The organism is Flavobacterium sp. TAB 87, assembly GCF_001529295.1.
GTDB lineage: Bacteria > Bacteroidota > Bacteroidia > Flavobacteriales > Flavobacteriaceae > Flavobacterium.
Genome location: NZ_LLWK01000038.1, coordinates 155,548 through 179,673, shown reverse-complemented (window position 1 = coordinate 179,673; position 24,126 = coordinate 155,548). Strand labels below are relative to the sequence as shown.

Sequence of the window (24,126 nt, the reverse complement as noted above, 5' to 3'; positions counted from 1 at the left end):
TTCATGATAAACAAGCGTCTTTTAATTAAAAACTTACTGGCTCACAACGACGAGAGTAGTTTTTATGATAAAAAGCGCCAGTTGAATTTGCATTCTCGAGAGGGAAAAGCAAAGTTCTTAAAACACATTTGTGCGCTATCCAATTCTAATCCCGCCAACAACTCGTATATCGTTGTTGGCGTTGAAGACCAGGACAACGAAATCGTGGGTGATGACTTTTTCGACGACAGTCGTATTCAAAATTTGGTGAATGCCTATTTAGAAAACCCTCCAAAAATTCAGTATGAAAATGTACCTTTTCCTAACTTGCCAAAAGATAAGGTAATTGGTTTAGTAACTATTAAACCAAAAAGTCAAACCTCTCATTTTAAAAAAGGAATTCATACTATTCCTGCCAACAGTATTTTTGTACGCCGTGGGAGTAACTCAACGCCAGTTGAAGGGAAAGTTAGAAAAAACTACCAAAACACAGAAACGGTTATCGGAATTGAAAATAATTCACGAAATAGTATTCAGCATACACTAGATGGCGTGATTGATTTTATGAATTTTAGACATAAAGACATGTCACCAAAATACAAAGTTTTTAAAGAGTTATTTGTGATTTGCTGGGCAGGCGTAGCTCGTAAATCTAGAGACAAAACATTTTTATCACGGGTTGATATAGAACTGATCAACGAGCAAATTAAACTTTTTTACTCCGCTCAAGATGTTGTCACCATTACTTTTGATGACGATAGTTTTACTATTATCGAGTATGTCCCGCTGGGATTAAATGATAAAACGAGCTATTATCCGTTGGAAGAACAAACTATTCGTTTCTTTGAGAATGGCTATTATAAAATTGATCGAAAAATGTTGTTTCAACCGCCAGAATTCAACCGCAAAATGTTGCATCATATCTATAATTCAAATTTAGCGTTGTTGCAGAAACTAGAGAAGGGAATGTTGTTGTCTAAACGAGAATTAGTCGATTTAGACAACTTACCATCTACCTTTATGATTTGTTATTTAAATGGCTTCGAAGATGCGCGGCAAAAATTAATCGATGCAAAAGCAGTATTGAAACCATTTACCCAAGTTTATTTATCGTTTAAAGAAGCGTTGCGAATTTTACGAAAAATGAAATATGATGTACAATAGAAATTATTGGTATTTTAAATATTTTTTGACAGTTTCATACGGGAAAACAATTTCTTTTGGGCCATCTGCATAAGAAGCAACTTCGTAGGAGTTGTAATATAAAAGCAATCCTTGTTTAGTAAAAAATATATTGAGCGCCAACTGAAATTTGTCTCTTTCAAACATTAACCCAGAAGCATTGATCTCACTATTTTCTGGAATTTGATATTTCTTGCGAAATTCCTTTTCAGCGAAAGCTGTAAATGCCGCTTTGTCGGTAAATAAAGCGTCATTTTCTATTGTTTTTCCAGTTTCTGGATCAAACAATAAAGATCTAAAACCATGATAACCGTGTGCCCCACCAGTATAAGTTGTGTGTTCTATTTTTATATTTAAAATTTGTTCTGACTGGTGTTCGATATCGCCTTTAATGTCTGCCATCCAGCCTAGAGTTTCTTCGGGATACGTTTTTTTCATGTCTTCATAAGAACCCATAAATGCTTTGGCTAATCCATCGTAATCAGATACATCATATGGTTTTTCTCCAAAATAAACGATTTCTCTGATGGTATTAAGTACTTTATTGTTAATGCTATCGGCAACTACTTCAATATTTTGGGCAATAGGAACCATAATTTTTATTTCGGGACAATCCTTTTTGCAGGGCACCGATGACTTTTCATTAAAACTTTGAGTTTCGAAAGTCAGCTCTTTAGTGCAGCTTGTAAACAGTAAAAGGACGGAGACGAAATAGAAATATTTTTTCATAGAGTTTAATTTATTAATTAGAAAAGATAAGGTACTACTTTTTATTGATTTGCGCTATTTATGATAAACATACGACAGCTGCTAAGTTTTCTAAAAAAGTGTTAATTATATACAAAGGTAAGGAGTTGAGGCTGCATAAGAATAAATTAAAAGGTAAATTTGTACTTTAAATATTTCTTAAAAAAATAGCAACTATATGAAATTCAATACAAAAGTAATACACGGAGGGCAGCATCACGACCCGAGCACTGGAGCAGTAATGCCACCAGTTTATCAAACGTCGACATTTGTACAAAAGAGCCCAGGCCAACCTTTGGGTGATTATGAATATAGTAGAGCGGCAAATCCTACGCGATCTGCGTTAGAAAATGCATTAGCAAGTATTGAAAATGGAGAACGTGGATTAGCGTTCTCTTCTGGATTGGCAGCAACAGATTGTATTTTGCGATCGTTTAAAGCAGGCGACGAAATTATCGCTATGGACGATCTGTATGGAGGAACGTACCGAATGTTTACTAAAATTTATAAAGATTCAGGGATCAAGTTTCATTTTGTAGACATGAATGATTTGGAAAAATTTCAGTCTCTAATCAATGAAAACACTAAATTAATTTGGGTAGAAACTCCAACTAATCCGTTGATGAAGTTGGCCGATATTCAAGAAATTGCAAAAATCACCAAAAAACATAAAATATTATTTGCTGTAGACAATACGTTTGCAACACCTTATTTGCAAAAACCTTTGGATTTAGGTGCTGATATTGTGATGCATTCAGCAACAAAATATCTTGGCGGACATTCTGATGTTATTGCGGGCGCTTTAATTGTAAAAGATAAAGAACTGGGAGAACAATTGCATTTTCAACAATTTGCAACTGGAGCAACTTTAGGACCAATGGATAGCTTTTTGGTTTTAAGAGGCATAAAAACGTTGCATTTACGGGTGCAAAGACATTGTGAGAACGGAGAAAAAATTGCTGAATATTTGAACAATCATTCAAAAGTTAAAACAGTTTTCTATCCAGGATTAAAAAGCCATCCACATTATGAAATTGCTAAAAAGCAAATGAAAGGATTTGGAGGAATGGTTTCTTTTTCCTTTGAATCTGGAAAAAAAGAAGATTCAATCACTTTTCTAGAAAAGGTAAAAGTGTTTACTTTGGCAGAATCATTAGGAGGAGTAGAGTCATTGGCGAATCATCCTGCTTTAATGACGCACGCATCGATACCGGCAGAAAAACGAAAAGAAGTGGGTATAACCGATGACCTAGTTCGGTTAAGTGTAGGAATAGAAGATATAGAAGATTTAATTGCCGATTTAGAACAGGCATTAGCATAAAAATAGAAACCCAAATCAGTCTGATTTGGGTTTTTTGTATTAAAATGAAAAAGAGTTCTTAGTTTAAATAGAAGACATATCCAAAGTGCAGCCAAACTTGCCAATCATTGGCTTTGTTTTCAGGAAAAATATCTTTGTTCGGATTCAAACCGTCAATCCAATCTGAGTTATAAAATTGAAAACGGGCTTCTACAAGTAAATCTTGCATTTCAGACAATTTAAAATGAGTTCCAATTCCAGAAGTTACAGACCAGACAGCGCCATTTTCATTTGAAAAACCATATTTATGACCGTCTGAAGGGACTAAATATTTAGGAAAAGTAGCTTCTGTCGTTCCTATTTGACCTAAGGAAGAGCTGATGTTTGTAGCATAAAAACTTACTTGAGTTCCTAAACTAATATAAGGACTAAAACTATGATCGGTATTTTCAAAATCATGAATTTTCATGAACGGAGAATATTCTAATTGTAGGCCTAGATTTACCAATGAAGATTTTCCTTCCATTAAACGAAGTTGTTCAGAACCTACCGTTGCAGGTTTTTTTTCTGCCCATTCTCCAAAATGATTCAATTGCGTTCTGTTATAAGACAACTCCGAACGGACTTTAAAATGCTCGTTGAAATAAGTTTCGTGATTTGAATTGTATGAGAAATTAAGAAAGTGTACGATTCCGATTCCAAATCCAGTATTGTTGATATTGGTCGAAAAATCGTGTCGTTGACCGAAGTCAGATTGAAAGGCCACGGGACCAAAAATCACTCCTACTTCATGCGCCAAAGTAGACTGCGCTTTTACAATAACCGAAAAGCTGAAGAAGAGTAGTGTAACAATGGTTAGGTGCTTGATCATATTTATTGTGGTCTCAAAACTCTGACAAATATATAAAAAAGCATTTCTATTCAAACTAAAAGAGGAGCAGATTAAAAAATAACGATTAAAAGGGGCAAAAAATCAATAATCGTCAGCAAGAGTATTCCTAAAATGATAAATCAAAAAACTGACCTATGCTTTTGTTTTAAATGCATAATTCGGCGGTTTAAGGTTCAGAAAAACGAAAGAAATTAACAATTTCCCGTATCTTTGGCAACAAACCGGAATTCTAATTTCAAATTTAAATAAACCAATATCATGTCACATAGTGTTACTACTTTTATCGAATCGGTCAGAGCTAAAAACCCAAATGAAGTAGAATTTTTACAAGCTGTTTTAGAAGTTGCTGAGACAGTTATTCCTTTTATTGAGAAGAATAAAAAATACCAGAACAAGATGCTTTTAGAGCGGATGGTAGAGCCAGAACGTGTAGTGATGTTTAGAGTGCCATGGTTGGATGATAAAGGAGAAATACAAGTAAATCGTGGGTATCGTATTCAGATGAACTCGGCGATTGGTCCTTATAAAGGAGGTTTGCGATTTCATCCTTCTGTAAATTTAAGTATTTTAAAGTTTTTGGCTTTCGAACAAACATTCAAAAATAGTTTAACAACTTTACCAATGGGTGGAGGTAAAGGAGGTTCTGATTTTGATCCGAAAGGGAAGTCGGATAACGAAGCAATGAAATTTTGTCAAAGTTTTATGACCGAATTGCAAAGACACATCGGGGCAGATACAGATGTACCTGCTGGAGATATCGGTGTTGGAGCGCGCGAAGTAGGATATTTATTTGGACAGTACAAGAAATTAAGAAATGAGTTTACTGGAGTGCTTACCGGAAAAGGGATCACATACGGAGGATCATTAATTCGTCCAGAAGCTACAGGTTATGGTACGGTTTATTTTACCCAAAGTATGCTAGGAACAATTGGCCAAACTCTTCAAGGTAAAATTGTAACTGTATCTGGTTCAGGAAATGTAGCGCAATATGCGGTTGAGAAAGTTACAGAATTAGGAGGAAAAGCAGTTACATTATCAGATTCTACCGGTTACATTTATGATGCTGATGGAATTTGTGCTGAGAAATTAGCTTTTGTAATGGAGTTGAAAAATGAAAAGAGAGGAAGGATTAGTGAGTATGTAACGCAATATCCAAACGCAAAATTTGTGGAAGGAAAACGTCCTTGGGAAGTAAAATGTGATGTGGCGTTGCCGTGTGCAACACAAAATGAACTAGAAGCCGAAGAAGCTAAAATGTTAGTTGCTAATGGTTGTAACGTGGTTGCTGAAGGAGCGAATATGCCATGTACACCAAGTGCAGTAGAAGTGTTTCAAAATGCGAAAATCTTATTCGGACCTGGGAAAGCATCAAATGCGGGAGGAGTTGCGACTTCTGGTTTAGAAATGTCTCAAAATGCATTGCGTTTGAGCTGGAGCAGCGAAGAAGTTGACGAAAAGCTTAAAACTATAATGTTAAACGTGCACACGGCGTGCGTAAAATATGGTTCAGATGAAAACGGACACGTAGATTACGTAAAGGGAGCCAACATAGCTGGATTTGTTAAAGTAGCAGATGCAATGTTAGCGCAAGGTGTAGTGTAGTTTTAATCGCACTTAATACAATTGCCTTCCTTCTATTTTAGTCGGAAGGCTTTTTTATTTTAAATAACCATCAAATTTCGTATTACTCGCTTTATAGTATATTTGCACAATAAATACGATGTAGTTCATGAATAAAAATCTTTGTTTCTGGTTGTCGCTGTTACTTACCCAAGTAAATTTTGCGCAAAATAAATTGCAATGGCAAGGTTATTTTTCGTTCAATGAAATAAAAGACATATCACAATCTTCTAAAGGTGTTTTCGCCGCTTCAGAGAATGCTATTTTTTCGAAAAACAGCGCGACCAATATCGTGAAAACTACAACAACGATTGACGGACTTTCAGGACAAACTATTTCTGCGCTTTATTACAGCGAATCATATTCTAAAACAGTCGTTGGTTATGAAAATGGGCTCTTAATTGTTGTCGATGAAAAAGATGGCTCAATACGCAAGTTGGTCGACATTATAAGTAAGCAATTGTCGGCTAAAATTAAAAGAATCAATCATTTCATAGAATATGAAGGATTTCTTTACATTTCATGTGATTTTGGAATTGTACAATTTAATTTAAAAACACTTCAGTTTGGAGATACTTACTTCATTGGTAATAATGGTGCAGAAGTAAGTGTGAAACAAACGACATTGTATCAAGGTTTTATTTATGCGGCTACACAAAATGGTATCCGCGTTGCTAAAATCACCAATTCAAACCTAATCGATTTCAAGCAATGGATTGTAGTAAATACTGGAAACTGGAATGCCATTACATCGAACGACTCGCAATTAATTGCTATTGAAAGTACAGGAAATCTGTACCGTTTTGATTCAGATAATTTTAAACTTTTTCAACCGTCGACGCGTGCTGCTACTGATTTGAGAGCTATCGATAATTTTTTTCTTGTTACAAATGGAACTACTGTGTTGGTTTATGATAAGCAACTGGCTTTAGTGCGAACAGTAAGCGCAACTGAAGTAGACAAAACGCCTGTAAATTTTACATGTGCAACAATAATAAACAATATTATTTATGTAGGAACGCAAAACAACGGACTCTATTCGTCTCATTTTACAACTGTTTCTGGATTTACAAACGAAACGCCTACGGGACCTTTACGCAATACTATTTTTTCTATGGATGTCACTCCAACTTCGGTCTGGGCAGTGTATGGAGATTATGATCAATATTACAATCCGTACGGGTTGGACAGTTACGGTTTGAGTAAATTTAGCAATTCTAATTGGTTTCATATTCCCTATCAAGACGTTTTTGGCGCTAAATCTATAACTCGAATTGTGGTCAATCCGAAAAATGAAAAAGAAGTGTATGCTAGTTCTTTTTTTTCGGGATTATTAAAGATAGAAAACGACGAGCCTTCTATATTATTCAATCAAAAAAATAGTGGCTTGGAGACCTTAACTTTTCTCGGACCTAATTACATTGATATTCGAATTAACGGAACTGCCTTTGATAAACTTGGAAATTTGTGGGTTACTAATAGTTTAATAAATAGCGGCTTAAAAGTTTTAAAAACCAATGGGCAATGGCAAAGTTATTTGATGACATCGATTTTGGATAAAGCCGAAGACGCCAGCTTTGGTAGCATGATTATCGATAAAAATAGCACGAAGTGGATGGTAACAAATCGAGATGGTGTAGTTGCTTTTAATGAAAATGGAAATCTGTTTAAAAAAATGACCATCGGACAAGAAGCTGGAAACCTGCCATCAAAAGATGTTCGAGCGTTAGCAATTGATACAAATAGTCAGTTGTGGATAGGAACAACTAAAGGATTGCGAGTTTTAAATTCAATAAATAATTTTCAGTCGGAAAACCAAATGACTGCAAATGCCATTATTATTGAAGACGATGGTTTAGCACAAGAATTACTATACGAACAAGTTATCAGCTCAATCGTTGTTGATGGCGCGAACAATAAATGGATTGGTACGGCAGATTCTGGAGTTTTTATGGTGTCATCAAATGGGCAAGTGACCAAATATCATTTTACAATTGATAATTCACCTCTGCCTAGTAATACAATCAATGATATTAAAATTAATACTGCTACTGGCGAAGTTTTTATCGCTACACAAAAAGGATTGGTATCTTTCAAAGGAGTTTCAACGAGTTCCAATGACGATTTAAATGCAGTTTATATTTATCCAAATCCAGTGCGACCTAATTACTCAGGAACCGTAAAAATTGCGGGTCTAATTGATAAAGCTAATGTCAAAATAACTGACATTGAAGGGAATTTGGTCTATGAAACAACAGCTCAAGGAGGGACAATAGAATGGGATACCACAGCTATAGGGAAACACAAAGTAGCTTCGGGCGTGTACATGGTTTTTATTGCCGCTAAAGAGGGAGGAGAAACTAAAGTTAAAAAACTGATGATTATTAGGTAAATAAGTGAAGACTTTATTAGTCTTTAATTTTTCAATCTTCCAAAAAAATGAACGTAAAAACCAAGGCAATCGTAATTTCGGCTTTAAAATTTCAAGAAAAAAGTTTGATTGTCAAATGTTTTACGCTTTCGCACGGACTAAAAACATACTTTGTAAGAGATGCTTTTTCAGGAAGAAAATCAAGTCAAAAAATTGCTTATTTCCAACCCTTATCTATTCTAGAAATAGAAGCGGTTCACAAGAATAAAGGAACTTTAGAAAATTTCAAAGAAATAAAAACAGCAATACCGTTTCAAACTATTCATACCGACATTGTAAAAAGTACTATTGTAATGTTTATTTCTGAAATTCTGCACCATTCTATTCAAGAAGAAGAACACAATGAGTCGCTGTTTGTATTTTTAGAAACCGCATTACTTTGGCTTGATACTCATGATGAAATTGCGAACTTTCATTTAATTCTAATGCTAGAAACCACCAAATACTTGGGTTTCTATCCTGATGTATCTGATGCCGATTTGTCTTTTTTCGAAATGGTTGAAGGGGTTTTTACTCCTTTTCATGGCTTAAGAGCTTTGTCTGAACATGAAACGAGCCTATTTAAGAAATTAATTAATTTGAAATTTGACAACCAGCAAAAAGTATTTCATGTTATTGAAAGACAAATTGTACTTAAAATTTTAATTGATTATTACAGCTATCATTTGGATGGTTTTAAAAAACCCAAATCTTTGGATGTTTTGAAGGAAATATTTTCGTAGTATCAAAACTTTCGACGTTCAACTTTCAACATTTATTTAAAAATCCTTACTTTCGCACGACGATTTAAGAAAAGGATAAAATGAGCACAAAATTTACTGAATACAAAGGACTTGACTTGCCTAAAGTAGCGTCTGAAGTACTTGATTTTTGGAAAGAAGAAAATATATTTGAAAAGAGTGTTACTACGAGAGAAGGTAACGAACCATTTGTCTTTTTTGAAGGGCCACCTTCGGCCAATGGATTGCCTGGAATTCACCATGTGATGGCTCGTGCGATAAAAGATATTTTTTGCCGATATAAAACACAAAAAGGCTTTCAAGTGAAGCGTAAAGCGGGCTGGGACACGCACGGTTTACCGGTAGAATTAGGTACTGAGAAAGAATTAGGAATTACCAAAGAAGATATTGGAAAGTCAATTACTGTCGAAGAATACAACGAAGCGTGTAAGAAAACAGTAATGCGTTATACAGATGTGTGGAACGATTTGACCGAAAAAATGGGCTATTGGGTAGATATGGAAGATCCATATATTACCTACAAATCCAAATATATGGAATCGGTTTGGTGGTTGTTGAAACAAATCTATAACAAAGATTTGATGTACAAAGGATACACCATTCAGCCGTATTCGCCAAAAGCAGGAACGGGTTTGTCTTCGCATGAAGTCAATCAACCAGGTTCCTACCGTGATGTGACGGATACTACTATTGTTGCCCAGTTTAAAGTAGTGAATGAGTCGCTACCAGGGTTTTTAAAAGAGTTTGACGAGATTCATATTTTAGCTTGGACCACAACTCCATGGACTTTACCATCTAATACTGCTTTAACTGTTGGTCCAAAAATAGATTATGTTTTGGTTGAAACCTTCAATCAATATACCTTTCGTCCAACAAAAGTAATTTTAGCTAAAAATTTAGTTGGCAAACAATTCGGTAAAGGATTTTTTGCAAGTACTGAGCCAGCTGATTTTGAAAACTTCAAAGAAGGAGACAAAAGAATACCATATCAAATTTTGGCGGAAGCCAAAGGAGCAGATTTAGTCGGAATTCGTTACGAACAATTATTGCCGTATGCCTTGCCGTACCAAAATCCAGAAAATGCATTTAGAGTAATTTCTGGAGATTTTGTAACTACAGAAGACGGTACGGGAATTGTGCATACAGCGCCAACTTTTGGAGCAGATGATGCTAAAGTTGCTAAAGAAGCATCGCCTGAAATCCCGCCAATGTTGGTTTTAGACGCCAATGGAACTCCGGTTCCTTTAGTAGATTTACAAGGAAAATTCACTTCTAACATGGGAGAATTTGCTGGTAAGTACGTTAAAAACGAATATTATAATGACGGCGAAGCGCCAGAACGCTCTGTTGATGTTGAAATTGCCATTCGTTTAAAAGAAGAAAATAAAGCGTTTAAAGTTGAGAAATACGTGCACAGTTATCCGCATTGTTGGAGAACGGATAAGCCTATTTTATATTATCCATTAGATTCTTGGTTTATTAAAGTAACAGAAGTAAAGGATAGAATGTTCGATTTGAACGAAACTATCAATTGGAAGCCAAAAGCAACTGGCGAAGGACGTTTTGGAAATTGGTTAAAAAATGCCAATGACTGGAACTTGTCTCGCTCTCGTTATTGGGGAATTCCGTTACCAATTTGGAGAAACGAAGACGGTACAGAAGAAATACTGATAGGTTCTATTGAGGAATTATATAATGAAATTGAAAAATCTATTGCAGCGGGAATTCAAAAAGAGAATCCGTTTAAAGATTTTGAGATTGGAAATATGGCGGAGTCGAATTACGATTTAGTCGATTTGCACAAAAATGTAGTTGATGAAATTGTACTGGTTTCCCCATCAGGAAAACCCATGCAGCGCGAAGCTGATTTGATAGATGTTTGGTTTGATTCAGGTGCCATGCCATACGCACAATGGCATTATCCTTTCGAAAACAAAGATAAAATTGATGGAAATAAAGATTTTCCAGCTGATTTTATTGCAGAAGGAGTCGATCAAACACGCGGTTGGTTTTACACTTTACACGCTATTGCAACTTTAGTTTTTGATAAAGTAGCCTATAAAAATGTCGTTTCAAACGGTTTAGTTCTAGATAAAAACGGACAAAAAATGTCCAAACGTTTAGGAAACGCGACAGATCCTTTTGAAACCATTAAAGAATATGGACCAGATGCAACGCGTTGGTACATGATTTCGAACGCCAATCCCTGGGATAACTTGAAGTTTGATATCGAAGGAATTGCTGAGGTACGTCGTAAATTCTTCGGAACATTATACAATACGTATTCATTCTTTTCATTGTATGCGAACATCGATAAATTTAAGTTTGAAGAAGCAGAAATTGCGATGAACGAAAGACCTGAAATTGATCAGTGGATTATTTCAGAGCTGAATACATTGATAAAAGAAGTTGATGGTTTCTATGAAGAGTACGAACCAACAAAAGCAGCGAGAGCAATTTCAGAATTTGTGCAAGAGAATTTAAGTAACTGGTACGTTCGCTTGTGTCGCCGTCGTTTTTGGAAAGGAGAGTATGGACAAGATAAAATTGCTGCGTACCAAACACTTTATACGTGTTTGTTAACAGTAAGTAAATTAAGTGCGCCAATTGCTCCATTTTTTATGGACAAACTTTACATAGATTTAACAGCAACCACACAGTCAGAAAAATACAGTAGTGTACATTTGGCTGAGTTTCCAAAATACGTTGACAACTTTGTTAATAAAACGTTAGAGAGTAAAATGCAGAAGGCGCAAACGATTTCGTCGTTGGTTTTGTCGCTTCGTAAAAAGGAAATGATAAAGGTACGTCAGCCCTTGCAAAAGGTAATGATACCAGTACTTGACGACGAGCAACGCAGTCAAATTGAAGCTATTTCTGAGCTTGTAAAAGCGGAGGTAAATGTGAAAGAAATTGTGCTTTTAGATGATGCGTCTGGTGTTTTAGTAAAGCAAATTAAACCTAATTTTAAAGCTCTAGGTCCACGATTTGGAAAGGATATGGGCCTGATAGCCAAGGAGATACAGTCTTTTTCTGCAGAACAAATTAGTCAATTGGACAAGCAAGGAGCGCTCGATATTGTTATTGCAGGAAATATCGTAACTTTATCGATACAAGATGTTGAAATTACATCGCAAGATATTGAAGGTTGGTTGGTGGCTAATTCAAATGGAATAACGGTCGCATTGGATATCACCATCAGCGAAGAGTTGAAAAATGAAGGTATCGCAAGAGAATTGGTAAATAGAATTCAGAATATCCGTAAAGATTCTGGTTTTGATGTAACTGATAAAATTAAGGTACAAATACAAAGAGATGGCAATTTAGAAGAAGCAATTCTTAAAAATGTAGCCTACATAAAATCGGAAACCCTAACAGAAGATTTGGTTTTCTTAGATCAAGTAGAAAACGGTACAGAAGTTGAGTTTGACGAGATCAAAACAAAGTTATTAATTTCAAAATAATAAACCATGGTAGATGAAATTACACGATACTCAGACGCTGATTTAGCCGAGTTCAAAGAGATAATTCAAAATAAGATTCAAAAGTCACAATCAGATTTAGATTTGATAAAAAGTGCTTATATGAATGATTTAAATAATGGAACTGATGATACATCGCCAACTTTTAAAGCATTCGAAGAAGGAAGTGAAACGATGTCTAAAGAAGCGAATTCGCAATTAGCGATTCGTCAGGAAAAGTTTATCCGTGACTTAAAAAACGCACTTTTCCGTGTGGAGAATAAAACGTACGGTGTATGTAAAGTAACGGGTAAATTAATCTCAAAAGAGAGATTAAAAATCGTTCCGCATGCAACAATGAGTATCGAGGCAAAAAACTTGCAACGATAATATTTTTATTACAAAATAATTAACGCTCCTCATGGGGCGTTTTTTTTGATTAAATTGTTACTTTTGCCATCAAAATTATCTCAAATGTCATTACGAAAAGCATACTTGCTTATTTTTATCATATTATTGGTTGATCAAGTTTCTAAAATTTACATTAAAACTAACTTTGTTTTAGGAGAAGAAGTAAACGTTCTAAGTTGGTTTAAAATTCTATTCATAGAAAATGAAGGAATGGCTTGGGGAACTACAATTCCTGGGGAATATGGTAAATTGATTTTGACGGTTTTTAGAATTTTTGCCGTATTCGGTATTGCCTATTGGTTGTACGATGCGTCCAACAAAAGAGAATCTACGTATTTAATTACTGCAATTGCTTTAATTTTTGCTGGAGCAACAGGTAATATTATTGACTCTATTTTTTACGGAGTTGTTTTTGACGACAGTAGCCACAATTTAGCGACGTTGTTTGCGCCAGAACCTTACGGAAGTTGGTTTCATGGAAAAGTGGTGGATATGTTATACTTTCCAATAATTGACGGTCATTTTCCGTCTTGGTTTCCTTTTTGGGGAGGAAACGAATTTAAATTTTTTAATGCAATTTTTAATGTTGCCGATGTAGCCATTTCTACTGGAGTAGGCATTTTGATTGTTTTTAATAAAAAAGCTTTCAATAAATAAATTCTCTTGAGGATACTGAAATAAATAGCTTTTTGTTGTCTTTAGTCTTTATGAAATCTTATTTTTACGATATTAAACGTACTAATAATGCAAAGACCATCATTTTCTATTTACGATGCTTCGGCTGGATCGGGCAAAACGTATACGTTAGTAAAAGAGTACCTTAAAATTATTCTTTCTGCTAAGAAAAATGATGCATATCGCAATATCTTGGCCATCACATTTACCAACAAAGCGGTTCACGAAATGAAAACGCGTATTGTGGGTAGTTTGACTGAATTTGCGAAAGAGGAACCTTCAAAAAAAGCGTTCGACTTGATGGAGCATCTCGCTTCAGAGACGAATCTTTCAGTTATTCAAATCAAAACCAAATCAAAACAAATTATAAAGCATATTATTCATAATTATGCTGCCTTTGATATTTCTACAATTGATAAATTCACGCATAAAGTTATTCGTGCTTTCGCACACGATTTAAATTTGCCAATGACTTTTGAAGTTACGTTAGATACAGAAAGCTTATTGACAGAAGCTGTTGATGCAATTATCGCACAAGCAGGCCAAGATGACATATTGACCAAATTGTTAATCGATTTTACGATGGAGAAAACCGACGATGATAAATCTTGGGATGTTTCTCGAGAGATTTTAGATGCAGGAAGGTTGATTTTAAATGAAAACAACCGCAACGAGATTTCGCATTTTAAAGAAAAATCTATTGAAGAATTTGTTGGTATTAAAGATAAGTTATTTCAATTAGCTACAGATTTGGAAAAGCAAACTGCTGCTATGGCTCAAGAAGCACTACAGTTGATTGAAAACAGAGGTATCGATTTAAAATCTTTTTCAGCAGGTCATTTTCCTAAACATTTAGTTAGTATTAGCGAAGGTAAATTCAATCCAAGTAATAAAACATACCACGAGTTTGAAGATATAAAGATTAATAAAACGGCAAGAGACAGAACTTTAATTGAAGCTTTACTTCCAGAATTGTTGCAGAAGTTACGCTCAGTTTATGAGATTTTCGAAAAAATTTATTTCTACAAAGCCTTTCTTAAAAATATTACGCCACTCTCTTTATTAAATACTGTTAGTAATGAATTGAATAAAATTCAGACGGAACAAAATGTGCTTTCGATTTCAGAATTTAATGCCATCATTCATCGTGAAATTCAAAATCAACCAGCGCCATTTATTTACGAGCGTTTGGGTGAGCGCTACCGTCATTTTTTTATTGATGAATTTCAGGATACTTCAGAGATGCAATGGGAGAATTTAATTCCTCTTATTGATAATGCTTTGGCGGGTCAAGATGAAGCGGGAGTAAAAGGAACTTTAATGATTGTTGGAGATCCCAAACAATCCATCTATCGTTGGAGAGGCGGAAAGGCAGAGCAGTTTATTGAGTTGAGTAAAGATAAAAATCCGTTTAGTAATAAGGATAAAAACATTGAGCATCTTGACACTAATTATCGAAGTTATAGTGAGGTAATTGATTTTAATAATTCATTTTTCAAAACTATTTCGAGTCAATTTGAGCACGAAGATTACAAAGATTTATATGAAAATCACAGCCATCAAAAGAGCAACTCGAAAAAAGGAGGTTATGTAAATATTTCTTTTTTACCTGTTGCTGATAAGAACGACAATACCGAAGAGGATGATGTTTTAAGTAAAAATGAATTGTATGTACTGGCTACTTTAAATACAATTAAAAAAGTACTTAGCGACGGCTTCGAATACAAAGACATTGTCGTTCTTACCCGTAAGAGAGATCAAGGTGTTGCAGTTGCCAATTATCTAACAGAGCAAAAAATTCCGCTTTTGTCGTCCGAAACATTATTGATTCAGAACGCAACCGAAGTAAATGTGATCGTCAATCTTTTGCATTATTTAAATAATAATGGAAATTTAGAAGCGAAGGCGCACATCTTGTATTTTATTTCTCAAAAGGAAAAAGAGCGTAGTGCTGTCGCAGATTTTATTGCTACAGGTATGAGTTTTATTAATGAAGTTGATTTTGAGCAATGGCTGTTGCAATACGATATTTCGCTTTCTTTTGACGCTGTTCGAAAGAAATCACTTTATGAAGCAGTAGAAACCATTATTCATGCCTTTATAAAACCGTCCTTTAATAATGCGTACGTACAATATTTCTTGGATATTGTGTTAGAGCGTGATATTCGAAATCAGGCAGGTATTGCTGATTTTTTGGTGTATTGGGATAAAAACGGACATAAGTTTAGCATTCCATCTCCCGAAGGAAATAACGCTGTTCGAATAATGACGATTCATAAATCTAAAGGTTTGGAGTTTCCAGTAGTAATTATGCCTTTTGCTGACGAAGATTACAATAGAAAGCCAAAAGATAAATTGTGGTTAGATGCCGACGATGGCGATTTTGGTCTTGCCAAAGTATTAATTGATAATACTTCAGCTGTAGCTGGCTTTGGAGAATCAGCAGCAGCAGTTTTTAGTATAAAAAAGCAAGAAGAATTATTGGATAACGTTAATGTGTTGTATGTTGCGCTAACGAGAGCTGAAGAGCAGTTGTATGTGTTATCTCAAATGCAACAGCCCAGTAAATCATCTGGGGATTGGCCCAATAATATGGCGTCTTTTTTTATTCAATTTTTAGAAAAGAACTCTAATTTTGAAGAGAGTGTATTACAGTACACCTTTGGAGATCCAAAACGACTATCAATAAACAGCAATATAGAATCTTCTATAAAAAACATTCCTTTTGTTGCTAAAGTTTTGCAGACGCAAAATATTAAAATTGCACAACGTGATGCATTAATGTGGGGAACGCACCAGCAAGAAGCAATTGCTTACGGTAATGTTGTTCACGAAATCCTCTCCTTTGTTAAAGATAAGAATGATGTCGAAGAGGCTATTAGTAAAGGAATTGACGATGGTTTACTAATAATGGATCAAGTGGAAACGGTTAGGGCTGCTATTGAGGCAATTGTTAGTCATCCTGAAATTTCGATTTGTTTCGAGACAGGTAATCGAGTTTTAAATGAACAAACCATTTTGCAACGAAAAAGTAAAATTTTGAAGCCTGATCGAATTGTTATTAATTCAAAAAACGAAGCGTATTTGCTCGATTATAAAACGGGGTTGCATAATCCTAAATACAAAACTCAGATTGAAGAATATCAACATGCAATTGAGTCTATGGGTTTTAAAGTGTTAAAAAAAGCGTTGGTTTATATAGGAGCCAAAATCGATGTGGTAAATTTGTGAAATAATTAATCAGATGTTAATGATTTTTCAACCGCAAGGTGTTAAAAATTAACATTTTAAATTTATAATAATGTACGGAAAAATTAAAGAGCATTTGCAAAATGAATTGCAAGCAATTGAAGACAATGGGATTTTTAAAAAAGAAAGAATAATTACGTCTCCACAAGATGCTGAAATTACAATTTCTACAGGTGAAAAAGTTTTAAATTTTTGTGCTAATAATTATTTGGGACTTTCTTCGCATCCTGAAGTGATACAAGCAGCGAAAGACGCAATGGATTCACACGGATTCGGAATGTCTTCGGTACGATTTATATGTGGTACACAAGATATTCACAAGACATTAGAAAAAAAGATAGCAGAATTTTACGGTACAGAAGACACTATTTTGTATGCTGCAGCTTTTGATGCTAATGGCGGAGTTTTCGAGCCTTTATTAGGAGCCGAAGATGCTATTATTTCAGATAGTCTAAATCACGCTTCAATTATAGATGGAGTACGCTTGTGCAAAGCTGCTCGATACCGATACGAGAATAGCAATATGGAAGATCTGGAGCAGCAGTTAATTAAAGCAAATGCTACTGGAGCTCGTTTTAAAATTATTGTTACAGATGGAGTGTTTTCAATGGATGGAATTGTAGCTCCACTAGATAAGATTTGCGATTTAGCAGATAAGTACGATGCAATGGTTATGGTAGATGAATGTCACGCCGCTGGTTTTATTGGAGCAACAGGAAAAGGAACTCTCGAGGCAAAAGGAGTAATGGGCAGAGTCGATATTATTACTGGAACTTTAGGAAAAGCATTAGGTGGTGCAATGGGAGGCTATACTACTGCTAAAAAAGAAATTATCGAATTGTTGCGTCAGCGTTCTAGACCCTACTTATTTTCAAACTCTTTGGCACCTGCAATAGTTGGAGCTTCTATAAAAGTATTTGAGCTATTGGAGAACGATACCACATTAAGAGATAAGTTAGAATGGAATACCAATTATTTTAAAGAAGGTTTGAAAAAGGCCGGATTTGATATTGTTGAGGGTGATTCTGCAATTGTTCCAGTTATGCTATACGATGCTAAATTATCGCAAGTAATGGCAGATGAACTTTTAAAGTTGGGTATTTATGTAATTGGATTCTTTTTTCCAGTGGTTCCAAAAGATAAGGCAAGAATAAGAGTTCAGTTATCCGCTGCGCATACAAAAGAACATCTAGATACGGCTATAAACGCCTTTATTACAGCTGGAAAGCACTTAAAAGTGATCGAATAAATTGAGCAATAAAATTTTTGTAGGTTTTTTTTAACATTTAGTTTTGTATTTAAAAAATTAGGTGTTACTTTTGTGTATAATTAACTAAATTGTAATTAAAAAAATTAAGTATGAAACATCTTAACAAAATTTTAGTTGCTGTGATGATGGTGATGGGTTTAACTTCTCACGCGCAAGACAGTAACAATCCATGGGCTATCTCTTTTGGAGTTAATGCCGTTGACACTAGAACTAGTGCTGGTGGTGGAGACGGTTGGTTCAACCAACACTTCTCACAGCCATTCGCAGTTGATGACAACTGGAACATCCTTCCTTCTCTATCTTACCTAAGTGTATCTAAATACGTTGGTAGTGGTTTTTCTGTAGGACTTATTGGTTCTGTAAATAAAATTGATAAAGCAGTATACTTTAGACCATCTGCTCCAGGTCATGATGGACGTGGAATGATTGTAACTAATCCTGGTGATTTGATGTACTACGGTATTGACTTAAATGCTAAATACAGCTTTAAAGAATTAATCAAATCTAAAGTGATCGATCCTTCGTTAACTTTGGGTGGTGGTTATGTTTTCTTAGGAAAAGATTCTTTCGGAACTGTTAATCCAGGTGCTGGAGTTACATTTTGGTTCTCTGATGCAGTAGGTTTAGAACTTGCTACAAAATACAAATGGGCTGTAGGTGCTGGTAAAAATGGTAATGTTGGAAGAGAAGATAATTTTGGAGAAATTGATACTCCTTCTCATTTCCAACACACTTTAGGTATCGTATTCCAATTTGGAGGTAAAGATACTGACGGAGACGGAATTTATGACAAAGATGATGCTTGTCCAGATGTTGCTGGTTTAAAACAATTCAACGGATGTCCTGATACTGATGGAGACGGAATTGTTGATGCTTCAGATGCTTGTCCAGATGTTTTTGGTTTAGCTGCATTAAACGGTTGTCCTGATACTGACGGAGACGGAATTGCTGATGCTTCAGATGCTTGTCCAGATGTTTTTGGTTTAGCTGCATTAAACGGATGTCCAGATTCTGACGGAGATGGTGTTGCTGATAAAGATGACAAATGTCCTACTGTTGCAGGTCCAAAAGAAAATGGCGGTTGTCCTTTCTTAGACGCTGACAAAGATGGTGTTGCTGATAAAGATGATGATTGTCCTACTGTAGCTGGTCCAGCTAGTAATAGAGGATGTCCTGAAGTTACAACTGAAGTTTTAGAAGATCTTAAAGTTCAAGCTAGAGCAGTATACTTTAACTCAGGTAAAGCTACTTTCAAATCTGGAGACAAAGAAACTTTAGCAAGAATAGATGCAATAAACAATATTCTTAAAAACTACCCAACTGCTAAATTTAGCGTTGAAGGACACACTGATAGTGATGGTTCAAATGAATTAAACCAAAAACTTTCTGAAGATAGAGCAGCAGCAGTTATGAATGCTTTAATCGAAAGAGGAGTTAATGTTGATAATTTAGTTTCTAAAGGTTATGGAGAAACTCAACCAGTTGCAACTAACAAAACTGCAGCAGGTAAAGCTCAAAACAGAAGAACTGAAATCAAACATATTGGTTCAAAATACGACGGTAAATTGTAAGCTACAATTTCAAATAATTTTAAAAAGCCATTCTTAATTGAATGGCTTTTTTTATTTTTATACCATGATAGAAAATTCATTCTTAAATAAAATTGCAGCGAAAATTATAGAAGACTATTCTAATAGACTTTCTGATATTACTATAATATTACCAAATAAGCGAGCAAAGGTCTTTTTGATAGAGTCGCTGGCGCAGCAAATTAATACAACCATATTAAGCCCCACTATTATCAGTGTGGAAGACTTTATTCAAGATGTAGCTAAAGTTAGATCGATAGACTCGATTGAGTTATTGTTTGAGTTTTATGAAGTCTATCTTTCAATTACCGATAAAAAGAATCAACAGTCTTTTGAATTGTTTGCCAACTGGGCAAAAACATTATTGCAAGATTTTAATGAAATAGATCGCTATCTTTTAGAGCCAAATCATGTTCTGACCTATTTAAAAGATATAGAAGATATTAAAAAATGGGGAATAGAAGTGGAAAGTAAAACACAATTGCTTGAAAACTACATTGATTTTTGGAAATTGCTTCCCAAATATTATCAAGTGTTGTACAGCCACTTGTCAAATAAAAGAGTAGGTTATCAAGGATTAATTTATCGAGAAGCGGTAGGTAACTTACAACAATTTTCTAAGAGTGCTGCTAATGAATATTTTATTTTTGCAGGTTTCAATGCGCTGAATGCTGCCGAGGAAAAAATTATTCAGCATTTAATAGCAAATGATCAAGCTAAAATTTACTGGGATATTGATCAGGTTTTTATAAATGATCCATTTCACGATGCGGGACTTTTTGTACGCCGTTTTAAAGAGAATTGGAAACATTATAAATCAAATCCATTTGAATGGATTGTAGAAGATTTTTCGGGAGTCAAAAACATCCAAGTTATTGGTACACCAAAAATGATTGGGCAAGCTAAAATGGTTGGAAGTATAATTGAGAATAAAATCATGCATGCTCCAAATACTTCTCTCAATAAAGTAGCAGTTGTCCTTGGTGAAGAAAACTTATTGATTCCTTTATTGTATTCGCTTCCCGAAAGTGTCGGTGCGCTAAATATTACAATGGGATACTCTAGTAAAAACAATCCGACACAAATTTTAATAAATAAGTTGTTTAAAATGCATACTAATGCAATTGCAAGAAGTAGCAGTTCTTATGTGTTTTATTATAAAGATGTGTTGGATATTTTGACACATCCATTGGTTGAACCCTACGCAAAAGGAAATGATTTAGTTAAGCTTATAAATAAAAACAATTATACATTTATAACTCATAAAAAAATTAGTGAGTTACATCCAAATGCTTCGGAATTATTTACGCTCCTATTTCAGAAATGGGAAAACGGCACGATCTCGGTTCTAAATTCAATTTCTAGTTTGTTATTGGTTATAAAAGCTAATTTAAGTACAGACACTCAAGAGGATAAAATTGCGAAAACATTTGTGTACGCAATTTTTAAAGTTATTAATAAGCTGACTAATTATTACGCTAAGCACCAGCACATTGATAAAATAGAAACATTGTACGCCATTTATAAGCAAGTTATAGATTTGGCTGAAGTGTCGTTTGAAGGAGAACCTTTAAACGGTTTGCAAGTGATGGGTGTATTAGAAAGTCGAGTATTAGATTTTGATACAGTTATTGTTACTTCTATGAATGAAGGTAAATTCCCTGCAGGGAAATCACAAAATTCCTTTATTCCGTATGATGTAAAGCGGGAATTAGGACTGCCAACTTTTAAGGAAAAAGACGCCATTTATACCTATCATTTTTATCATTTATTACAGAGAGCAAAAAATATTTACTTATTATATAATACTGAAAGTGACGGGCTAGATGCTGGCGAACGCAGCCGTTTTATAACACAGTTGGAAGTCGAGAAGCAACCCAATCATACGTTGACATTTGATATTTATAATCCAATTTTGCCAGATGTAGCTGCGGTTCCAATCTCAATTCCTAAATCGGAAGCAGTAATGGAACGTTTGGCTGAAATTGCCAAAATTGGCTTTTCTCCTTCTGCGCTTACCAGCTACATTCGAAATCCGATTCAGTTTTATCTTCAGAAAATATTGCGCATTCGTGAAGTAGAAGAAGTAGAGGAAAATATTGCGCTGAATACTTTGGGTACCATTATCCATGAAACATTAAAAGTGTTATACGAGCCTTTTATTGGAAAATTTCTTTCTGAAGAATCGATTAAAATCTGCTTTTCTCTATTAGAAAAAGAAGTATTAAATCAGTTTAAGCTGGTTTATAAAGAAGGTGAAATAAACAAAGGGAAAAACTTACTGGCTTTTGAAGTTGCAAAACGGAATGTTTCTAACTTTCTAAAAGTTGAACTAGAAAATATTAAGCAAGGTGACGCCATTAAAATTTTACATTTAGAGGAAACATTCGAGAGAACATTAACTCATGATGATCTGCCTTTTCCAGTTTTGATAAGAGGGAATGTGGATCGAATTGAAGAGCGTAATGGAAAAATAAGAATTATAGATTATAAAACCGGGAAAGTTGAAAAACGAAATATGGTTTTAAAATCTTGGGAAGGGTTGTCCTTAGACATTAAGAATGACAAGATAATTCAGGTTTTGGCTTATGCTTTTATGTATGAGAACAACAGTAAAGGACTTCCAATAGAAGCTGGAATTATTTCATTTAAGAACTTAAAGTCAGGGTTTTTGCCATTTGAATTTAAATCCGGTAAAGAGTCTGAATCAATTGTTTCTGAAGGACTGTTAAGCGATTATTTAGAACAAATTGTAGTGTTATTGCGTGAAGTCTTAGATGTTACAATTTCTTTTGAGGAGAAAATTTAAGTACCGATCATGAATTTAATCAAACTAGAGTCTGTTTTTAATTTCTTTAAGAGTACGGTTGCTGTTAATTTTGCGGTCAGTATTTTACCTTTCTTTTTTGGCGGAGTTATTGCTTTTAGTTACTCATTCATTAGTTTTGGTTTTTTGATTAGTCTTTTGCTAAAGGAAATTAATGCAAAAAACGAATATTTGTTTTATTATAACAATCAGATTTCAAAAATACAACTTTGGCTTTTTTCTTGGCTTTTTACCTTTGTCCTTTTAGTTATTAGTCGTTTGATTTTTAATGTACTTCAACAATTAGTTTAATTATGGCTATTTTAGAAATTGATAGTATTCAGAAAAGTTTCGACCTTAAACCGATTCTTTCCGATGTTTATGTTGCCTGCCACACGGGAGAGGTAATTGGTTTGTTAGGGAGTAATGGTTCGGGTAAATCCACCTTACTTAAAATTGTTTTCGGACTAATTTCGGCAGAATATAAGTTTGTTAGAATTGATAATGTCGTAAAGAAAGAGCCGACGGATTTGTTTAAAGAAATTAGTTACTTGAGTCAAGACTCCTTTATACCGCGATCATTTTCGGTACAAAAAGCTATTCGTTTGTCCATTGAAAAAGTGAAATTCGATTCTTTTTATGCAGATGAATTTATCGACTTAATTAAGAATAAATATGTAAAGGAGTTGTCAGGGGGGGAATTACGGTATTTAGAAATTCTTTTAGTACTTTCAAACAACTCTAAATTTGTTTTATTGGACGAGCCTTATACGGGACTATCACCTATAATGATTGAGAGAGTAAATGTTCTAATTTCAAAAGCTTCAGAAACGAAAGGAATTATTGTTTCGGATCATAATTACAGAAGTGTGGTAAAAATTAGCTCTAAGGTTGTTTTACTTAAAAATGGAAAGACACATTTAATTACAGATAAGAAGCGATTATTAGAACTAGGTTACGTTAGCGAAGCGGGATTAAATTTGCTTTAAGAACTGTAATAAAAGTTGGCTCAGCTCGTCTCTGCTTTCAATCGTACTCATGTGTCCGTCAGCAAAAGTATGCAGCTGGACGGTCGTGTTTTTAATTTGTACAATTGTTTCATCATAGAGCAAAACAGGATCTTTTTTTCCTAAAACAAACAAAATAGGATAAATGGCTTTTTCCAAAATGTATGCGCGTTCTTTCCTAATTTTCATTCCTTCCAGCGAAGCAACTACGCCTTGTAGGGGCGTTTTTAAAGCTTCTTTTTTTACCCATTCTATTTCTCTACTTAAGCGCGTTCTGTTTTCTTCACTGAATAAATTGGCAATTGCCATGTTGACAAACACAGAGAAGTTTTGCTTTACTGCTTTTATAGCGCGAGTTCGGTTGAGCTTGCGTTCAGCATTATCTTCATAGGCAGTTGAGTTTAAAAGTACCAAACCAATTGTTTTTTCTGGATATAAATCGGCGAAAGCCAAAGCAACATAACCACCCATTGAGTGACCGATTAGACAGCATTTTGTAATTTTTAATTCATTTAAAATATGAGTTACAATTGCTGCATTTTCCTCCATAGTATGCACATAACCCATGCAGTCTGTTTTTCCGTGACCCAATAAATCAATTGTAATGATTCTATGACCTTTGTTTAATAATGGTATGAAACGATCAAACATAGCTTTGTTTTCTAGAAAACCATGAAGCGCAACAATGGTAGTTCCTTGACCATCATCAGTATACGAAACGATAGTATTTTTAAATGTTGTTTTTTTCAATTTTGAAGTCAATTAAT

The 24,126-nt window shown here is 34.6% G+C and carries 17 protein-coding genes; 14 read left to right on the top strand and 3 right to left on the bottom strand.

Annotated elements, in window-relative coordinates:
• Positions 1-3 precede the first annotated feature (3 nt).
• Positions 4-1,143 (top strand): ATP-binding protein, encoded by a 1,140-nt coding sequence (locus AP058_RS12940; protein WP_066311633.1) that lies wholly within the window; start codon positions 4-6, stop codon positions 1,141-1,143.
• A 3-nt stretch (positions 1,144-1,146) separates the two neighbouring features.
• On the opposite strand, the gene AP058_RS12935 is transcribed toward AP058_RS12940, so the two are convergent.
• The gene (locus tag AP058_RS12935; protein WP_066311630.1) at positions 1,147-1,890 is read right to left on the bottom strand and encodes a DUF3298 and DUF4163 domain-containing protein; all 744 of its coding nucleotides are present in this window, start codon (positions 1,888-1,890) and stop codon (positions 1,147-1,149) included.
• Between the two features lie 196 nt (positions 1,891-2,086).
• Between AP058_RS12935 and AP058_RS12930 the strand changes: the two genes are divergently transcribed.
• A complete protein-coding gene (locus AP058_RS12930; protein WP_066311628.1) occupies positions 2,087-3,229 on the top strand; it encodes a cystathionine gamma-synthase in 1,143 nt (380 codons plus the stop codon).
• A gap of 58 nt (positions 3,230-3,287) precedes the next feature.
• On the opposite strand, the gene AP058_RS12925 is transcribed toward AP058_RS12930, so the two are convergent.
• Positions 3,288-4,079, bottom strand: a complete 792-nt coding sequence (locus tag AP058_RS12925) for a glutamate dehydrogenase (RefSeq protein ID WP_066311626.1) — start codon at positions 4,077-4,079, stop codon at positions 3,288-3,290.
• 279 nt (positions 4,080-4,358) lie between these two features.
• Between AP058_RS12925 and gdhA the strand changes: the two genes are divergently transcribed.
• The 12 genes from gdhA (at position 4,359) to AP058_RS12865 (ending at position 23,341) form a co-directional block, all read left to right on the top strand.
• Positions 4,359-5,702 carry an NADP-specific glutamate dehydrogenase gene (gene gdhA / locus AP058_RS12920; protein ID WP_066311622.1) on the top strand — a complete coding sequence of 448 codons (1,344 nt, stop codon included), beginning with the start codon at positions 4,359-4,361 and terminating at the stop codon, positions 5,700-5,702.
• Positions 5,703-5,829: 127 nt separating this feature from the next.
• On the top strand, positions 5,830-8,112 hold the full coding sequence (locus tag AP058_RS12915; protein WP_066311619.1) for a T9SS type A sorting domain-containing protein: 2,283 nt from the start codon (positions 5,830-5,832) through the stop codon (positions 8,110-8,112).
• Positions 8,113-8,159: 47 nt separating this feature from the next.
• Positions 8,160-8,873, top strand: a complete 714-nt coding sequence (gene recO / locus AP058_RS12910) for a DNA repair protein RecO (RefSeq protein ID WP_066311617.1) — start codon at positions 8,160-8,162, stop codon at positions 8,871-8,873.
• Between the two features lie 80 nt (positions 8,874-8,953).
• Positions 8,954-12,355, top strand: a complete 3,402-nt coding sequence (gene ileS, locus AP058_RS12905; protein WP_066311606.1) for an isoleucine--tRNA ligase — start codon at positions 8,954-8,956, stop codon at positions 12,353-12,355.
• A gap of 6 nt (positions 12,356-12,361) precedes the next feature.
• A complete protein-coding gene (locus tag AP058_RS12900) occupies positions 12,362-12,742 on the top strand; it encodes a TraR/DksA C4-type zinc finger protein (protein ID WP_066311603.1) in 381 nt (126 codons plus the stop codon).
• 84 nt (positions 12,743-12,826) lie between these two features.
• On the top strand, positions 12,827-13,420 hold the full coding sequence (locus AP058_RS12895; RefSeq protein WP_066311600.1) for a lipoprotein signal peptidase: 594 nt from the start codon (positions 12,827-12,829) through the stop codon (positions 13,418-13,420).
• Between the two features lie 87 nt (positions 13,421-13,507).
• Entirely contained in the window at positions 13,508-16,669 is a 3,162-nt protein-coding gene (locus AP058_RS12890) for an exodeoxyribonuclease V subunit beta (RefSeq protein ID WP_066311597.1), read from the top strand.
• A 70-nt stretch (positions 16,670-16,739) separates the two neighbouring features.
• Complete coding sequence (gene kbl, locus AP058_RS12885) at positions 16,740-17,936, top strand: glycine C-acetyltransferase (protein ID WP_066311595.1); 1,197 nt, start codon at positions 16,740-16,742, stop codon at positions 17,934-17,936.
• Positions 17,937-18,046: 110 nt separating this feature from the next.
• On the top strand, positions 18,047-19,528 hold the full coding sequence (locus tag AP058_RS12880; protein WP_066311593.1) for an OmpA family protein: 1,482 nt from the start codon (positions 18,047-18,049) through the stop codon (positions 19,526-19,528).
• A 64-nt stretch (positions 19,529-19,592) separates the two neighbouring features.
• Entirely contained in the window at positions 19,593-22,355 is a 2,763-nt protein-coding gene (locus AP058_RS12875) for a PD-(D/E)XK nuclease family protein (RefSeq protein ID WP_066311591.1), read from the top strand.
• A gap of 9 nt (positions 22,356-22,364) precedes the next feature.
• On the top strand, positions 22,365-22,664 hold the full coding sequence (locus AP058_RS12870) for a hypothetical protein (RefSeq protein WP_066311590.1): 300 nt from the start codon (positions 22,365-22,367) through the stop codon (positions 22,662-22,664).
• Between the two features lie 2 nt (positions 22,665-22,666).
• Entirely contained in the window at positions 22,667-23,341 is a 675-nt protein-coding gene (locus AP058_RS12865; RefSeq protein ID WP_066311588.1) for an ATP-binding cassette domain-containing protein, read from the top strand.
• Here the strand turns inward: AP058_RS12865 and AP058_RS12860 are convergent.
• Positions 23,327-24,109 carry an alpha/beta fold hydrolase gene (locus tag AP058_RS12860; protein ID WP_066313414.1) on the bottom strand — a complete coding sequence of 261 codons (783 nt, stop codon included), beginning with the start codon at positions 24,107-24,109 and terminating at the stop codon, positions 23,327-23,329. The two genes, AP058_RS12865 and AP058_RS12860, sit on opposite strands and share 15 nt — an antisense overlap.
• Between the last annotated feature and the right edge of the window lie 17 nt (positions 24,110-24,126).

Coding starts and splice junctions, on each gene's coding strand:
- AP058_RS12940 (WP_066311633.1), top strand. CDS start 4: ATGATAAACAAGCGTCTTTTAATTAAAAACTTACTGGCTCACAACGAC.
- AP058_RS12935 (WP_066311630.1), bottom strand. CDS start 1,890: ATGAAAAAATATTTCTATTTCGTCTCCGTCCTTTTACTGTTTACAAGC.
- AP058_RS12930 (WP_066311628.1), top strand. CDS start 2,087: ATGAAATTCAATACAAAAGTAATACACGGAGGGCAGCATCACGACCCG.
- AP058_RS12925 (WP_066311626.1), bottom strand. CDS start 4,079: ATGATCAAGCACCTAACCATTGTTACACTACTCTTCTTCAGCTTTTCG.
- gdhA (WP_066311622.1), top strand. CDS start 4,359: ATGTCACATAGTGTTACTACTTTTATCGAATCGGTCAGAGCTAAAAAC.
- AP058_RS12915 (WP_066311619.1), top strand. CDS start 5,830: ATGAATAAAAATCTTTGTTTCTGGTTGTCGCTGTTACTTACCCAAGTA.
- recO (WP_066311617.1), top strand. CDS start 8,160: ATGAACGTAAAAACCAAGGCAATCGTAATTTCGGCTTTAAAATTTCAA.
- ileS (WP_066311606.1), top strand. CDS start 8,954: ATGAGCACAAAATTTACTGAATACAAAGGACTTGACTTGCCTAAAGTA.
- AP058_RS12900 (WP_066311603.1), top strand. CDS start 12,362: ATGGTAGATGAAATTACACGATACTCAGACGCTGATTTAGCCGAGTTC.
- AP058_RS12895 (WP_066311600.1), top strand. CDS start 12,827: ATGTCATTACGAAAAGCATACTTGCTTATTTTTATCATATTATTGGTT.
- AP058_RS12890 (WP_066311597.1), top strand. CDS start 13,508: ATGCAAAGACCATCATTTTCTATTTACGATGCTTCGGCTGGATCGGGC.
- kbl (WP_066311595.1), top strand. CDS start 16,740: ATGTACGGAAAAATTAAAGAGCATTTGCAAAATGAATTGCAAGCAATT.
- AP058_RS12880 (WP_066311593.1), top strand. CDS start 18,047: ATGAAACATCTTAACAAAATTTTAGTTGCTGTGATGATGGTGATGGGT.
- AP058_RS12875 (WP_066311591.1), top strand. CDS start 19,593: ATGATAGAAAATTCATTCTTAAATAAAATTGCAGCGAAAATTATAGAA.
- AP058_RS12870 (WP_066311590.1), top strand. CDS start 22,365: ATGAATTTAATCAAACTAGAGTCTGTTTTTAATTTCTTTAAGAGTACG.
- AP058_RS12865 (WP_066311588.1), top strand. CDS start 22,667: ATGGCTATTTTAGAAATTGATAGTATTCAGAAAAGTTTCGACCTTAAA.